Origin of the sequence: Anaerococcus obesiensis, assembly GCF_016599815.1 — a bacterium.
Taxonomy (GTDB): domain Bacteria; phylum Bacillota; class Clostridia; order Tissierellales; family Peptoniphilaceae; genus Anaerococcus; species Anaerococcus vaginalis.
The window spans coordinates 708,836-723,757 of sequence record NZ_CP067016.1 but is presented as its reverse complement, the minus strand read 5'-3'; the positions used below and the strand labels follow the sequence as shown (position 1 = coordinate 723,757).

Below are 14,922 nucleotides of genomic sequence, written 5' to 3'. Positions count from 1 at the left end.
TCAAATGTTAATAATCAACTAAGTCTAAGGCTTATAACAATATAACCAATATTGAATTTCAATACATCAAATGTTAATAATCAACGTTGCTATTACTTATGCGTGGCTAAATGTTGTAAAAATTTCAATACATCAAATGTTAATAATCAACACGGATATGCAGTTTATAAAAATGACGAATTTGAACTATTTCAATACATCAAATGTTAATAATCAACGAAGTAGGAATACCTAATCTTTTACCCATTTCAGTTATTTCAATACATCAAATGTTATCAATCAACGCTATCTTGGTTATAGGATGTGTTCTTCTTCCACTAATTTCAATACATCAAATGTTATCAATCAACTTGGATCGTATCAGCTTTCGTCTTAAATAAACTAATATTTCAATACATCAAATGTTAATAATCAACTTCTTTCCTCTTTTTAATCAAATCATTCATAATACTATTTCAATACATCAAATGTTATCAATCAACAAATATCAAACTCTAAAGCGTCTTTTCTGGACTTATATTTCAATACATCAAATGTTAATAATCAACCTTGTTAATATTGATAATAGGGTTTCAGCTCTTGAATTTCAATACATCAAATGTTAATAATCAACTTAATATTACCAACAGAAATATCAAGAGCAGAAACAATTTCAACACATCAAATGTTAATAATCAACATATCATTCTATCGCCTCAATCTTTCTTAAAACGGCATTTCAATACATCAAATGTTAATAATCAACAAGGGCAAGCCCCTAAGGGGTTGCAAAGCAACCCTATTTCAATACATCAAATGTTAATAATCAACTCAGAAAGTTTAGATCTAATTTTAAGAATTATTATATTTCAATACATCAAATGTTAATAATCAACTGATATTCAACTATATTTCTTATCTGTCTATCAAGATTTCAATACATCAAATGTTATCAATCAACTAGCACCAGACAACTTAAAATTTTTATATTCTCTATCATTTCAATACATCAAATGTTAATAATCAACCAATATAAAATGCACATTTTAAATATACATCCTATCAATATATTACCCATTTTATGAGATTCTTTGATTTTTTACCAGCTATTTCTATTTTTTTCTTTTCTTTATTTTTTCAAATTCTTTTGTTTTTGCTGGTATTTATATGATTAGGTCTTCTTCTAATGATTTGTATTTTCCTATAGTTTCTTCTTCAAAGGATTCTTTGTTGTACATTTTTATTATTGTTACAAAGTCTTCTTCTTTTTTTATTGTTTTTTCAATTTCTCTTTTTAGAGCAATAATTTTTGACGGGCTTATTTCTCCTCTAAATACTGAATTTTGGTGGTGAGTTAAATATTTTTTGCAAATTTTAAAGACTTTATTTACTCTTTTTTCTCCAACATCATAGAATAGAAATACATAATTGTAATTTTTCCCCATCAATATTTCCTTTCTAATAAATAAGGTTCGAATTCTTTGTCTTCTAGTATATATTTTATTAATTTATAGCAATCTAGTTTTATTTGTGTTTGATAGCTCACATTTCTTTTTAATTTTTCATTTTTAAATTTTGTTTCTATTCTTTTTTCAAAAGCTGCTATAAATATTTTCTTACCTTCATCATTTAAAATACAATAATTTTGCTCTTTTAAAAAATGATCTTCTACTCTAATTTTTCTATTATTTACCAAATCAAATATTGTTTTAAATACTATTATAGGCTTGAAAGCTTCACTCATATCTAGGGAAAGAGAAAATCTTGATTCACTTGGTTCGTGTAAATAACTTATGGCTTGATTTAAGTGAGTCCTGTAGATTGCTGTTATAGTTTTTGTGTATAAAAGTGAGTTTCCAAATGATATTAGGGCATTTATTGGATTATCAGGAGGTCTTCTTACTCTTTTATTCAAAATAAAATCTTCATTTAGAAAATATTTGAAAGAATCGTAAAATCCTTGCCAAATTTTTCCTTCTATATATAAAACTTGTTTTATGTTATTTGATTTTTCAAGCTCATTCGGAATTTCATTTTTTAGATAATCAAGGAAAGTTTTAACTTCTTTTTGATCATGTTTATAGTAATGATAAAGAACTTGGTAGATATTTTTCCCTATTGCTCCTACAATTTTTTTAGCTATTTCTATCCTTTTTTTATTGTATGCTTCTACTTGTTTGACTAAAAGTTTTCCACTTATATATTTTTCCCTTGGATAAAATGTTCCTGAATAGTTTCCATAATAATTAAAAAAATGTAGGACTATATGCTTACTTGCAAGAAAATCTAATAATTTTGTATTTATTGTAGTCTCACTTAGTATGTAAAGCTCTCTTATGCTTTCTATTGGTATATAAACATTTTTTCCATTTACTCTATAGCACAAGGAATTGTCTTTTCTTTTTATTTGTCCATCTGTTAAAAGATATTTTGTTTTTCCCATATTCCCACCTAGATTTTGCAATATTCATAATAGGCACATTTGGTACATCCCTTAATTTTTTTGAATTTTGGGATTTTTTCTTTTGAAATAAATTCTTCTATTTCTTTAAGTAATTTTTCTAGTTCTTTTTCTTTTTTATCATCTAAGTCCAAATATTCTATTTTTTTACCTTTATTGTTTTCAACAAATTCTAATTTTCCTTTTTTGACTATTCCTTTTTTCTTCAATATATAAAGATAATAGTAAAGCTGCCATCTAGCAGCTTCTTTGTCTGCATCTGACTTTTTTATTTCTACTAAATATTTATCTGTAATTTTATCAACTACTATATTGTCTATTTTTATCTCAGAATTTTTCTTGTTTTTGCTTTTATTTAGGTGGATTTCTTTTCCTATTTTTACAAGTTCACTGTTATCTTCGAAATTCAATTTATTTGCAAATAAATAACACTGCCTTTTGCAATGAAAATAATAATTTATTATTGTTCCATTCATATTATGTCCTCAAATTCATCATTTTCATTTTTATAGTTTAATCTTTCATTGTAAATATATTTTTCCCCATCTTCTATATAAACAAGATTTCCTATTATATCATTTGCTTTTCCAATATATTTTACAAAATCTCTTTTTGTAATTCTATATAGAAAATCTGACATTTGAGCTTTCTTTTCTGAAAGTTTTACAATTTTTTCACTATAATTCATATCTTTATTTTCAATAAGGTTTACGTATTGATCCCAAATTTCAAATCCATTTATTTCTTTTCCATTTATCCTTAAATTTCTATTTAAAAATAATTCAATCATTTGCCTATTATCATCAATTAATTCCATGTGTTTGGATATTTTTTCAAAATTTAATTTAATAAGGTCTTTTCCAAAATTTATATAGGCATATTCATCCCTATCATTTTTTGCTTTTTGTAATTTTAAGGCAAAATATCTAGAAAAATCTTTTGTTTCAAGATCTTTTCTTCTATCCTTATTTCTTAATGTCAAAATATCTTGGGCATTTTTATAAATTTTCTTTTCATCTGCCATATCAAAAAAATATGCTACAGCATCATTTTTTAAAGCCGATCTTCCAATTCTTCCCAAAAATTGTTCTTCATTTTCAAGCATAGATATATCTTTGTAACCAATATCCATGTCAATATCAATACCTGCTTCTACGACCTGACTCGCAATTAATATGGTTTTTTTAATAACTTCTCCACTTATCTGTCTGATAACTTGAGACTTTCTTCTCAAATTATCATCGCCTGTTAAAATCAAAATATTATATTGGTTAAAAAATTCCTCCTCATTTAAAATTTTAAAGAAATTTTCCGCATCTTTTTTTCTAATAAATTCAACCAATATTTTTTGATGGTTTCCTATATTTTCTTTCATGTGTTTTAAAAGATGATCATAGTCAATCTTTCCCAAATCTAACAAATCATAGTTTATTTTGACCCTATTTTTAAATAAAGGCTCATCAAAAATTTCTCTTGGATTTTTAATTAATTTTCCTATATTTTTCTTTTTATCATCATTTAATAAAGCTGATAAGTCAGGAAGAGTTGCTGACATTATAATTATTTTTAAATTAAAAATCTTTGCATAAATTTCCAACATTTCTATAATTTCATTCCACAAATCTTCTCTATAAGCTTGAATTTCATCCAAAACAATGACAGAATTTGTAATTTGATAAAGACCAAATATATTTTTTCTTTTGTTTGAAAAAAGCGTATTAAACAGCCCTACATTTGATGTGATGATAAATGGAGAGTGGAGAAACTGTCTATCCAATAAAGATTTTATATAATAATCCCAATCTCTCATAAAATCATCATTGTCACTTTTTCCAATTGGAGTTATTGAATTTATAATTGAAATTTTTTCTTCAATACTGGTTTTTTTATAATATTTTAAGAGGGTATTTTTATTTTGCTCCACCAAGGTATTAAATGGATAGGCATAGATTATTTTATTAATCTGATCATTTAATAATTTGAAAGATAAATTCATAGCAGTATTAGATTTGCCAGAACCTGTAGGAGCTTCTAGGAAAAATATATTCTTATCACTTTCCTTTTCTAAATTTTTTTCTGCATTTAGAAAAATTTTTGTCCTAAGATCATTTATATTTTCTTTTTTCTCATAAGACTTGCTTTTTTGGCTTTTTCTAATATTTTTTATAAGTTTCGAATTATTATATATTTTAATAAGGTCATTTTGGTCAATTTTTGGAAGCTTTGTCTTATATCCATTCATATAATCAGTTGTAGCATAAAAGTCAGATGAAACTAAAATAGAGTAGATTAGTCTTGTGTAGATGTATATTTCTTTTGATTTTGATTTTTTGAAATCTTTATAAGAAGAATCCATATCAAAATCATAGATTAAATCCATAATATCATTTGAAATTTCTTCAAAATCATCAAAAAATTCTTCTTTTATGTTTTCATCTTTCTTTAAATATTTTAAAGTTTTGTAAAATTTACTTGTTTCATCAATAAATAAATCAAAAAAATTATGAATTGAATATGAAAAGTCTGATAAATCACTATGATGTCTTGAAATTACAAAGGCATTTAAAAAAATAAGATAATATAATTTTTCTTTTAATTTATCATCAATTTTTAAGTTTCTAGTTTTTCCAACAAAAATATAAAGGTAAATAAATGATGAAAGTATAGAATGTTGACCTTCTATCCCCAAATCTGTAAGGTCTATTTCAAAGTTTTTTAATTTATTTCTTTGAAATCTAGAATTTATCTTTCCCAAATCGTGAAACAAAATTACTGAATCTATTAAATCTTTAAAATATGTATATCCTTCCTTTTCATCGAAAATACTTAGGAAAAATCTTTCAAAGACTTTCCCCAAGTTTTTTTCTTCTAGAATTTTTTTATAATATTTAAAAGTTTTATTTATGTGATCTTGTAATTTTTCTTTACTATCTCCAACTCCATCAATATGGGCTAGATAATTGTCAGAATTTTTAACTATAAAATCAAGTTTCATAAATTCCTTCTTCACTGTAAAAGACAAGTTTTAAATTATTATCTAAATCTTTAAATATGACATTTTTATCTGATTTTTTTCTAACTTCTCCATTACTTGCTAATGTTTTTTTTCTTATATATCTTTCGGTGTCTTCTTCTAAGAAAAACGGAAGATTTTCTTCATATTTATAAATCTTACTTTTTAGCCTTAGTTTAAAATCTTCATCCCAAAAAATGGAATTTATAATATTTTTATCACTTTTTTCTATATCAACAATTTCACAATCACTAATATTTGCCATGTGATCATTTGTTCCAAGATAAGGAGTAAAAATTGTTTTTTTATTTAAAATATATTCTTTTATCATTTCACTTTGGTCACTATCTAATAAAATATAAATTAGCCATGAAGGATTTTCTAGCCAAACTTGTTTTACTATTAGATTTCCACCTTCTTCATTCGATGCAAAAGCTGTAGAATTATTAAATATTTGCAACTTTTTATCAAAAATCCCATCATTTCCCTCTGAAACTATAGAAATTTTAAGATCTTTTAATTTTTTATAAAACTCAGGATATTTTTCCCTGCCTTTTTCGTTATATCCTTTGTACCCAACAATTGCTCCCAAAAGTCCTAGAAGGGCAACTCTGTGAATTTGTCCATAAGTATAATATAGATAAGTATTTACATCTGGCTGTTTGAAAAAACCTGTTTTCCCACTTAATCTAAATCTCAAAGCTTTCATATTAAGCCTCGATTTTTTCTCTTGTGTATATATTATAAATTTCTATATTGTCTGGAAAATCAACCAAGTCAATTTTTTCATTATCGTAATAAATTTGAATTTTTTCTATATCATTTCTTTCTTCTATAATAGATTTTCCTGTGAAAATTATCTTATCTTTTAAGTTTTCTTCAAAATTTTTTTCAAATTCAATGTAATTTGCAAGACTTGGAAGATAAGTATCTAATTTTGTTTCAACAAACATAGAAAATTCATTGTTCGCTCCTTCTTTTGCATTCGTTGCGTATGAAGTTGCAGAATCAATTGCTGCTAATTTGAATTTTTCATAATCTTTTTCGCTATAGCCTTCTGTAACTCCTAATTTTTTGTAATCATCATAAGCTTTTGGATTTATTACAAAAGAATAAAAATAATGAGCCTCATCTGATACAATTTTATTTCCTAAAGTAGAATTTTGAGCATCTTCTCCTGATTTACTTTTTTCTTTTGCATTAGGGTCTCTAAAAGGAGATAAAATTTGTTGATCTAGAGCCCTGCTATCTTCATATTTGTTCATCCCTTGGGAAATTTGCACAGCTCCAGTTATAGAAATATTATTTCCTTTTTCTGCAAAAGTAGCTCCAAAATTTTTTACATCTGTTGCAGAAAACAAGTTAGTCAAAATTTTTTCTGATTCACCAGACTTTATTTCTGTATCAAAAACTTGTTCATACCTTTCTTTTAAAGTTCTAGGTATTAGATTTCCTTTATTATCTATTATGTAACTTTTTATATAAATCACCTTCTCGCCTTGTTCAGACCATTTTTTCTTCATTGTATATTTTAAAGCCTTATCTGATCCAAAAATTTCACCAGAAGACAAAGATTTTGGAAATCCAGAAAAATCTGCATTCCAATTTGCCATCTTTGATCCTATACCAATAATTCCATAAACTCTCTTATTAAGCTCTGTCATTTTCTTCTCCTTCACTTAGTTTTTTTCCATAAAGATATGATTCTTCTAAAAATCCTGCCATTATCCACTTATCATCAGCCTTTTCCTTTTCAAATTCATAAACAAGAATTTGGCTTACTGCCCTGTTAAATCTTACATCTTTAGTGCTAATATTGTGGGCATAAGTTACAAGCAAATGTTTTAAATTTTCAATTATCTTAGAAGTTTTTTGTTCATCCAAGAAATTTCTAATAAAGGTTAAATTTTTATCGCTAATCTTTGAATGATTGAGCAATTTTCTCAAAACTTGTCCTAGGGCAAACAAAATTTCTTCATCACCTTCAAGAGAAATATCTCCTGCTGATTCTAATTTTCTTTTCATCTTTTCTTGAAAATCCATGTAATTTTCCTCCTTTTTTTTAAAATATTCTTTTAAAGATAAATAATAATTAAATTGAGTAATAGCCTTGGTCTTATAATCATTTGTAAGAGAATATTTAATAGAATCTTTCAAAAGCTTATCTAAGATCCTTACAACTTCTTTATTCTTATTATTTATTATTGCAACTTCCAGACTTTTTCCATAGTTTAAAATTATAATTTTGAAATTTAATTCTTTTATATTTAAATTATCCAAATTATACTTATTTCTTTGGTAATAATTATAGAAAAAAACTGCATCTATTTTATTTAAAAGTATATTTTTTTCAGTAACAAGACCGTATTTCTCTTCTCTTTTAGAAAAATCATCTGCCTTAGCATTTTCTGGCAAATACTCTTCAATATATTGGTTAATTTGAATTTCTATATCATCAAAATCATTTGAATAAATATTATAATCCAAAATAGCTGCCTCTTTTTTTTCAGGATACAAGAACAATTCAAATCCTATAAAATTCTTATTTTTTTCAAAACCTATTTCTTTATTTACTGTATTAAAATATATTTTGTTATTTCCTCTTTTTACAGATGAAGAAAGGTAAGAAAAAAATAAATTTTGTAGCTTTGCCGTATCCATACTTATTAGATATGGTTGTTTTACTTTTCTAGATAAATTTTCCAAATAAGGCTTTTTACCATCTATTCCTAAATTATCATCAGAAACACCAAAAGTTTTTCCATTAACTTCTATATTATATTTATTCTTATTAAATAAATTGGTAAGTAAATACCTATCTTGCTCTCTTTGGTAAGCTTTTTTTGTTTTTTCTTCATCTTCATAGACAAAAAATATTTTGAAATAATCTTTTGAGCTTGTATCAATATCAAAGATATTTTTATTATCAATATTTTCAATAAGCCACTTTTCGATTTTTTCAGCCTCATCTACATTGACGCCACCCAGTTTTTCTTCATTCTCCAAATAAAGATTTTTTGCATTTTTATCCTTATATTTTTTGAGTGGATTTTTTAAAATTGAAAAATATCTTTCTATTGCATCTTTATTAATCTTATCTTCATAAGAATTTTCCTTGAAGAAAAAACTATAATAATTAGAACTATGGATCGCTTTTTTATTGTCTATGCTTTTGTTCATGTTTAAGAGATTGGAATTAAAATCCAAATCTCTAATAAAAGAATAGTTCAATGGTTGATTTTCAATTTTCTTTTCTTTTTTGTTATATTTAATCTTAAAACTTGGACTTACTTCCCAAGGACCTTTTTCTTTCATAGTAACAAGATAATATTTACCGTCTTTGGGAATATATCCTCTCAAAACCATATCAGGATCTTCATCCAAATTTTTTTTAAAAATCTCCAAACATTCTTCTAGCACATAATCACCTCCTAAATTAAATATTTGTAGCCCAAAAATCCTGCCCCATAAGCTGCATTTTCGCTAAAAGTTACAGCAAGTGCAAAATAAGCTAGGTCTTGACTTCTTTTATCCATATTTATTTCAAGTTCAAGCTTATCTCCCAAAAGTTTTATGTTTTTAAATTTAAAAGCGATTGGCCCTTCATTTAAAATCTTAAGACTTGTATAAAATTTCCCCTCTTCTACATTTTCATCAATGAAAAATTTGTATTTTTTAATTAAATTGTCTGTAATTCTCTTTTCAAATTCTTCTAAAGTAAAATTATCTTTCCAATATCCAAAATCATTTTTTATTATTATAGGATTTAAGGTAAATAATTTTGAAATCGGTGATTTTGGAATTATCCTAACATCCACAGTCAAGTTTTTGAAAACCTTATCCTTGTAATCAGAAAACCCATTTAAAATATAATTTACAAATTCTTCATTAACTGACCTAATTCTATACTGATAAACCATATTTTTTTTGTAGAACTTTTTTATTGGATATAGATTATCGTGGCAATAGGATTTATAATTTTTTGCATTATGCATATTTAAAAATTTTTCATTTTCTGACAAATAAGAAATTATTGATTTTGAAATGAATTCCAAAGAATCTGATGAATCAATATCTTCTAATAAAAATGTTCTAATTTTTAGTTCGTAAACTTTCATTTTCTCATCTCCTTTCTATAATTATAATATTTTAATTATTAGTTGATTATATTTTTATAATATCATCTTTGAAAATTTTGTCAAATTTATTTCACATCTTATGTTAATAATCAGTCCAATATTTTAATTTTTAGTATTTCAATACTTATCAAGTTACTAATTAAATATATAAATACTCTACCTCTTATGAAAATTTTAACCACAAGTTCATTATTGTTTTAAAAAGTTTATATTATTTTTAAAAAATTTCTCCCCCACACATTGTTAATTTTATATTAATGATTTATAATACCCCTAGAGATAGTATTTAAGTTTTAAAACTATACTCTTTTACACCATTATATTTAAATTTTTAAAAATGAGCTTATATATTTAGTGAGACTCAAAATATTTTGTTACTTGCGCAAGGTTTTTGTCTGTTTATTAAATATAAACTGCTTTTACCTTGCTTTTTTTAAGGAGATTTTATGGAAATTGAAATGTTAAAAGGAAAAATTCATAGGGCTACTGTGACTCAGGCTGAACTTGACTATGTTGGTTCTATTACTGTTGATGAGGCTTTGCTCAATGCAGCTGGAATTAGAGAGTATCAGAAAGTGCAAGTAGTTAATATTAACAATGGAAATCGAATTGAAACTTATACGATTGCTGGCGAGAAAGATAGCGGTGTTATTTGTTTAAATGGTGCTGCGGCAAGACATTTTTCGCCTAATGATTTGGTTATTATAATGGCTTATGCCTCTTATAATGAAAAAGATTTAGAAAATTATAGTCCGAAGGTTGTTTTTGTTGATGATAAAAATAAAATCAAAAAAATTTCATCTTACGAAAAACATGGAACTTTAGTGTAAATAAATTTTAGTGGTGTAATAGGCTATCTCTAAATATTTTTAGAGGAGAAGAAAATGAAAGTTATCAAAAAAATTGATGAATTGAGAGATGTTTTAAAGGATTTTAAAAAAGAGGGAAAATCAATTGGCCTTGTTCCTACAATGGGATTTTTGCACAAGGGACATGCAAGCCTAATTAAAAAAGCAGTTTCAGAAAATGACATCGTAGTTGTTTCTGATTTTGTAAATCCAATCCAATTTGGACCAAATGAGGATTTGGAGGCTTATCCAAGGGATATAAACGCTGATAGCAAATTGTGCGAAGACTTGGGAGCTGATTTTATTTTTAATCCTGAACCTTCAGAAATGTATCACGACAAAAAAGCCTTTGTTGATATTGAAGGTCTCTCTGATAATTTGTGTGGCGCAAGAAGAGCTGGACATTTTAGGGGCGTTTGTACTGTTTGTACAAAATTATTTAATATTGTTGGCCCTAATAGGGCGTATTTTGGACAAAAAGACGCCCAACAACTTTCAATCATCAAAAAATTAGTTTTTGATTTAAATATTCCAGTTGAAATTGTTGCTTGCCCAATTGTAAGAGAAGACGACGGACTTGCCATGTCTTCAAGAAACACTTATCTTTCAACTGACGAAAGAAAAGCTGCTCTTTGCCTTTCAAAAGCAATTTTTGAGGGGGAAAAAATAGCAAAGAATGGAGCAAGTGTAGGTGAAGTTTTGGAAAAAATGAAAGAAATAATTTCATCAGAAAAACTTGCAAAAATCGACTACATCCAAGCAGTTGACCTTGAAACAATAAAAGACGTGGACAATTTCAATAAAGATACCTTGGTAGCCATTGCAGTATATATTGGAAAAACTAGATTGATCGATAATTTTATTTATGAGGTATAAAGATGGAAAAATTTTCAAAAATTTCAGATAAAATAACTCAAAATATCGGTTTAATTATTGTAATATTTTCTGTTGTAGCCTATTTTATCCCAGATTATTTTTCTTGGATGACAAATTACACAACAATTTTTCTTGCCCTTGCCATGTTTGGAATGGGAACATCCATAGATTCAGATTCTTTTAAGAAAATTTTAAAAAATCCTAGGGATATTTTTATAGGAGCCTTGGCACAATTTACAATTATGCCCTTGCTTGCATGGATTTTAGCGGTAGGATTTGACGTAAACAAGGATATTGCCTTGGGAATAATTCTTGTAGGATCTTGTCCTGGAGGAACCGCGTCAAATGTAATAACTCACATAGCTGGCGGAAATGTTTCAATGTCAGTTTCTATGACAATTTTATCAACCCTTCTTGCCCCAATAGTTACACCATTTTTGGTTTATCTTTTGGCAGGAAGATGGGTTGAAGTTTCAATTTTAGCCATGTTTAAATCAGTTGTTACAGTCGTTTTAATACCAGTTTTGATGGGAATTTTTGCAAAAAATTTAAGCCCCGAAAAAATGGAAAAATCAAAATCAATTTTCCCATTAATATCATCCCTTGCAATTATTTTAATAATTTCAGGAATAATCGGAGCAAATGCAGAAAAAATTGCAAAATCTGGACTAATCGTTTTATTAATAGTAATGATTCACAATGCCCTAGGACTTTTATTAGGACTTGGCGTTGCAAAAATTTTCAAAATGGATTACGACAAGCAAACAGCCCTTTCAATCGAAGTTGGAATGCAAAATTCAGGCCTTGCAATCCAACTTGCAACAGCAAATTTTGCCCTAAACCCACTAGCAACCCTTCCAGGAGCAATTTTTTCAATCTGGCACAATATTTCAGGTTCAATTTTCGCATCAATCAGAAGAAAAGACGAAAAAGATCTTGCCTTTGCTAGGGAAAGATAATTTTTAAATATTTAATCAAAAAAGATGAGGAAATTAATCCTCATCTTTATTTTATATTTCTTACTTTTGGGAGTTTCCTCTTATATCAACTTCTATTATTTTTTCAAGATCATCATTTCTGTAACCGTAAAAATAATATGTTAGGTTTGCTGTTGAGCATGAGTGGTTTGGAATTATTTGGATTCTTTGTCAAACTATAAATCACTTTTATATTAATTTATTAAATAATTAAGATTTAAAATAAAAAGGATTTTTTTTATTTCTTCTTAGCCTTATCCCAAATATCAAGATAAGATTTGTAGAAAGAAAGATCTTGGACAGTTTCCAAAACTCCTAAATAATTTCCGTTCTTATCCCTAACTGCATAGTAGGTCACAGCGTGGTCATTGCCCTTTATGTTTTTTATGATTTGAAATTTATCCTTGCTACCTTTTTTAAATTCACCGATAAGCTTTCTTACAATTGGCTCAACTTGGGGTGGGTGACATGAATAAACTTCTCTTCCCAAAGATGTCTTAGCCCTTTTAAAAATTTTTTCACTCTTTATATTATTATAATAAGCATTTATATCATTTTTATCTACAAAAGTTATCTCAATTTCTAAAGTATCAAGAAGAGCCTCAAGCTCGTCAACTTTCATCTTTCCCTTAGAAAAATTAATATATCCATCCATAGAATCTTTCTCATTATTTGTATTTTCTCCATCATCCCAAATTTCTTTTTTGATTATATCATCAGGATAATCTTTCAAATCCTCATAAAGACCTAAAAAATCTTCATTTGAAATCACATCTTCCATCAAAGGATACAAGATATTTTCTTCCTTATAAGTCATCTCCCTTGCTCTTTCAAATACTTTTTTGACATCATCAAAATCAGATTTTTTGAAAGCTTTTTTGAAATTTTTAGAAATTTCAATATCAACTCCCCACATAATTTCAGATGGGCCTGGCTTATTGTAATTTTCCTTTAACAAAGGATAAATCAAATCCCCCTTTTTCCTATAATGTGAAGTGATTTTATTAGAAATATCTTTAATTTTTTCCAAATCTTGACTGTTTTCTCCTAAATCGATAAGTTCTTTAATTTTTTCATTTTCCAAAAAGAAAAACCTAAGAGGATGACCAGAAATATTAATTAATTTCAAATCCTTTCCTCCTTCACTTTCCGTTTTCCCATGAAAAAGTGAGGAATGTACATCACAAAGCCTTTGAACATCAGCCCTATCAACTCCCCCTTCAAGAAGAGCTTCCTCAGCATCCATAATTTCAGAAGATGAAACATTTTCGAAATTTTTTACAAAATCCTTTCTAACACTTTCAAGATCCTCACCCTCTGACAATCTTTTTACATAAGATTTAATCAGATTTCTTCTATTTTTAACTTCAAAATCATCATAAGAGTTTATAATTTCATACCCCAAATCTTCTAACTTTTTGTCAACATTGTCAATTCCAACCATCTTTGCCCCGCGTCTAATAGACATTTTTTTGCCCATAGTTTTAAGCATAAGAGGATTGGAAAGATTTTTAAAACCAAGACCTATAAGATCTTCTTTCAATTTATCATCACGATTAACTAAATCATAAATCGCCTTATTAATATCAATTTTTTTAGCCATAATATCCTCCAATATTATTATACTCTTCAATTGATAATGTCTATTATTTAAATAAAAAAAGCAAGATTTATCTTGCTTCAGACTGTAGACAAAGTAGATGAAAAACGCAATTTCATCTACTTTGTCTATATAATAAACGCTTAAATCAAGCTATCTATGGGTATAAATATACTAAAGATGGAGGAAGTTATTCTACATAAAAACGAAAATAATAATACTGAACAAGTCCAAATGGTATCAGTAGAACAACTAGTTCCAAAAAATCACATATTAAGAAAAATAGATAAACACATAGACTTCAACTTCATATACGACCTAGTAGTATTAATAAAACTTGTAATCCTACAATACTTCTTCAACATAAACAGCATGAGGCAAACAATAAGAGAAGTAGAAGTAAACCTAGCCTCGTCGGTTCTTAGGACTGGACTTCTACGATAAAGTTTCACACTTTTCAACTTCCGGTAAAAACTATGAAAGAAGATTTAAAAATACAGACCTATTCACTCAAATATTCGAAAATATCCTAGACCAAGCAATGAATTATGGATTCGTAGACGCAAAAATACAATTTGTAGACTCAACCCATGTAAAAGCACATGCCAACAGACATAAAAATCAGAAAGAAAAATAAAGAACAAATTAAAAGCAAGGTAAAAGTAATAATCAGACATATCTGGCAAGAATACATAGACTATTGTGAAAGATATAGACTAACTAAAGCAGGAAAAGCTGAATACAAGCAAAGAAAAGAAACAATAGAAAGACTATTCGCAAGTGCAAAACAATACCATAGCTTTAGATATACTAACATGATAGGAAAAGCAAAAATGAGTATGAAAGCAGCACTAACTTTTGCGTGCCTAAATATGAAAAAACTAGCAAAATTACTTGATAAATCAGAAGATAATGGAGGTAAATTTTCTCAATTTACTATATTATTTGAAAAATTAATATATTTGAGAATAAATATAAAAAAGTGTCGATAAACCTGTTTTATTAGGAGGTTTGCCGACGCTCTGAAGC

The 14,922-nt window shown here is 27.0% G+C and carries 12 protein-coding genes, 1 pseudogene and 1 CRISPR repeat array (1 of these 14 running past the window's edge); of the genes and pseudogenes, 4 read left to right on the top strand and 9 right to left on the bottom strand.

Going from position 1 to position 14,922, the window contains the following annotated elements; all coding sequences use genetic code 11:
• A CRISPR array of direct repeats spans positions 1 to 1,007; the repeat unit is 30 nt; unit sequence ATTTCAATACATCAAATGTTAATAATCAAC; it reaches 1,458 nt to the left of the window's first position.
• Between the two features lie 135 nt (positions 1,008 to 1,142).
• From cas2 to I6H46_RS03515, 8 genes are read right to left on the bottom strand one after another with little or no spacing between them, the layout of a single operon-like run.
• Positions 1,143 to 1,424 carry a CRISPR-associated endonuclease Cas2 gene (cas2, locus tag I6H46_RS03550; protein ID WP_200226168.1) on the bottom strand — a complete coding sequence of 94 codons (282 nt, stop codon included), beginning with the start codon at positions 1,422 to 1,424 and terminating at the stop codon, positions 1,143 to 1,145.
• Positions 1,424 to 2,422, bottom strand: a complete 999-nt coding sequence (gene cas1b, locus I6H46_RS03545) for a type I-B CRISPR-associated endonuclease Cas1b (RefSeq protein WP_200226166.1) — start codon at positions 2,420 to 2,422, stop codon at positions 1,424 to 1,426. The genes cas2 and cas1b overlap by 1 nt, the downstream gene beginning before the upstream one ends.
• A gap of 8 nt (positions 2,423 to 2,430) precedes the next feature.
• Positions 2,431 to 2,916 carry a CRISPR-associated protein Cas4 gene (gene cas4 / locus I6H46_RS03540; protein ID WP_019118940.1) on the bottom strand — a complete coding sequence of 162 codons (486 nt, stop codon included), beginning with the start codon at positions 2,914 to 2,916 and terminating at the stop codon, positions 2,431 to 2,433.
• Positions 2,913 to 5,435, bottom strand: coding sequence for a CRISPR-associated helicase/endonuclease Cas3 (locus I6H46_RS03535; protein ID WP_019118941.1), 2,523 nt, complete (start codon positions 5,433 to 5,435; stop codon positions 2,913 to 2,915). Before I6H46_RS03535 ends, cas4 begins: the two co-directional genes overlap by 4 nt.
• Entirely contained in the window at positions 5,425 to 6,162 is a 738-nt protein-coding gene (cas5b, locus tag I6H46_RS03530; RefSeq protein WP_019118942.1) for a type I-B CRISPR-associated protein Cas5b, read from the bottom strand. Before cas5b ends, I6H46_RS03535 begins: the two co-directional genes overlap by 11 nt.
• Before the next feature lies 1 nt (position 6,163).
• Positions 6,164 to 7,117: a type I CRISPR-associated protein Cas7 gene (locus tag I6H46_RS03525; protein WP_019118943.1), complete on the bottom strand. Its 954-nt coding sequence runs from the start codon at positions 7,115 to 7,117 to the stop codon at positions 6,164 to 6,166.
• Positions 7,104 to 8,873 (bottom strand): hypothetical protein, encoded by a 1,770-nt coding sequence (locus I6H46_RS03520; protein WP_200226164.1) that lies wholly within the window; start codon positions 8,871 to 8,873, stop codon positions 7,104 to 7,106. The genes I6H46_RS03525 and I6H46_RS03520 overlap by 14 nt, the downstream gene beginning before the upstream one ends.
• Positions 8,874 to 8,884: 11 nt before the next feature.
• Positions 8,885 to 9,571, bottom strand: a complete 687-nt coding sequence (locus tag I6H46_RS03515; RefSeq protein WP_200226162.1) for a CRISPR-associated endoribonuclease Cas6 — start codon at positions 9,569 to 9,571, stop codon at positions 8,885 to 8,887.
• Positions 9,572 to 10,038: 467 nt separating this feature from the next.
• Here I6H46_RS03515 and panD point away from each other — a divergent pair, with 467 nt between their 5' ends.
• Genes panD through I6H46_RS03500 form a run of 3 tightly spaced genes read left to right on the top strand, consistent with a single transcriptional unit; the run spans position 10,039 to position 12,275 of the window.
• Positions 10,039 to 10,422: an aspartate 1-decarboxylase gene (panD, locus tag I6H46_RS03510; protein ID WP_019118946.1), complete on the top strand. Its 384-nt coding sequence runs from the start codon at positions 10,039 to 10,041 to the stop codon at positions 10,420 to 10,422.
• 54 nt (positions 10,423 to 10,476) lie between these two features.
• Positions 10,477 to 11,316, top strand: coding sequence for a pantoate--beta-alanine ligase (panC, locus tag I6H46_RS03505; RefSeq protein WP_019118947.1), 840 nt, complete (start codon positions 10,477 to 10,479; stop codon positions 11,314 to 11,316).
• A 2-nt stretch (positions 11,317 to 11,318) separates the two neighbouring features.
• Complete coding sequence (locus tag I6H46_RS03500; RefSeq protein WP_019118948.1) at positions 11,319 to 12,275, top strand: bile acid:sodium symporter family protein; 957 nt, start codon at positions 11,319 to 11,321, stop codon at positions 12,273 to 12,275.
• Positions 12,276 to 12,531: 256 nt separating this feature from the next.
• On the opposite strand, the gene I6H46_RS03495 is transcribed toward I6H46_RS03500, so the two are convergent.
• Positions 12,532 to 13,896, bottom strand: a complete 1,365-nt coding sequence (locus I6H46_RS03495) for a DUF438 domain-containing protein (protein WP_019118953.1) — start codon at positions 13,894 to 13,896, stop codon at positions 12,532 to 12,534.
• A 189-nt stretch (positions 13,897 to 14,085) separates the two neighbouring features.
• Between I6H46_RS03495 and I6H46_RS03490 the strand changes: the two are divergent.
• Positions 14,086 to 14,885: pseudogene (locus tag I6H46_RS03490) on the top strand (transposase).
• Positions 14,886 to 14,922: the final 37 nt, after the last annotated feature.

Coding starts and splice junctions, on each gene's coding strand:
- cas2 (WP_200226168.1), bottom strand. CDS start 1,424: ATGGGGAAAAATTACAATTATGTATTTCTATTCTATGATGTTGGAGAA.
- cas1b (WP_200226166.1), bottom strand. CDS start 2,422: ATGGGAAAAACAAAATATCTTTTAACAGATGGACAAATAAAAAGAAAA.
- cas4 (WP_019118940.1), bottom strand. CDS start 2,916: ATGAATGGAACAATAATAAATTATTATTTTCATTGCAAAAGGCAGTGT.
- I6H46_RS03535 (WP_019118941.1), bottom strand. CDS start 5,435: ATGAAACTTGATTTTATAGTTAAAAATTCTGACAATTATCTAGCCCAT.
- cas5b (WP_019118942.1), bottom strand. CDS start 6,162: ATGAAAGCTTTGAGATTTAGATTAAGTGGGAAAACAGGTTTTTTCAAA.
- I6H46_RS03525 (WP_019118943.1), bottom strand. CDS start 7,117: ATGACAGAGCTTAATAAGAGAGTTTATGGAATTATTGGTATAGGATCA.
- I6H46_RS03515 (WP_200226162.1), bottom strand. CDS start 9,571: ATGAAAGTTTACGAACTAAAAATTAGAACATTTTTATTAGAAGATATT.
- panD (WP_019118946.1), top strand. CDS start 10,039: ATGGAAATTGAAATGTTAAAAGGAAAAATTCATAGGGCTACTGTGACT.
- panC (WP_019118947.1), top strand. CDS start 10,477: ATGAAAGTTATCAAAAAAATTGATGAATTGAGAGATGTTTTAAAGGAT.
- I6H46_RS03500 (WP_019118948.1), top strand. CDS start 11,319: ATGGAAAAATTTTCAAAAATTTCAGATAAAATAACTCAAAATATCGGT.
- I6H46_RS03495 (WP_019118953.1), bottom strand. CDS start 13,896: ATGGCTAAAAAAATTGATATTAATAAGGCGATTTATGATTTAGTTAAT.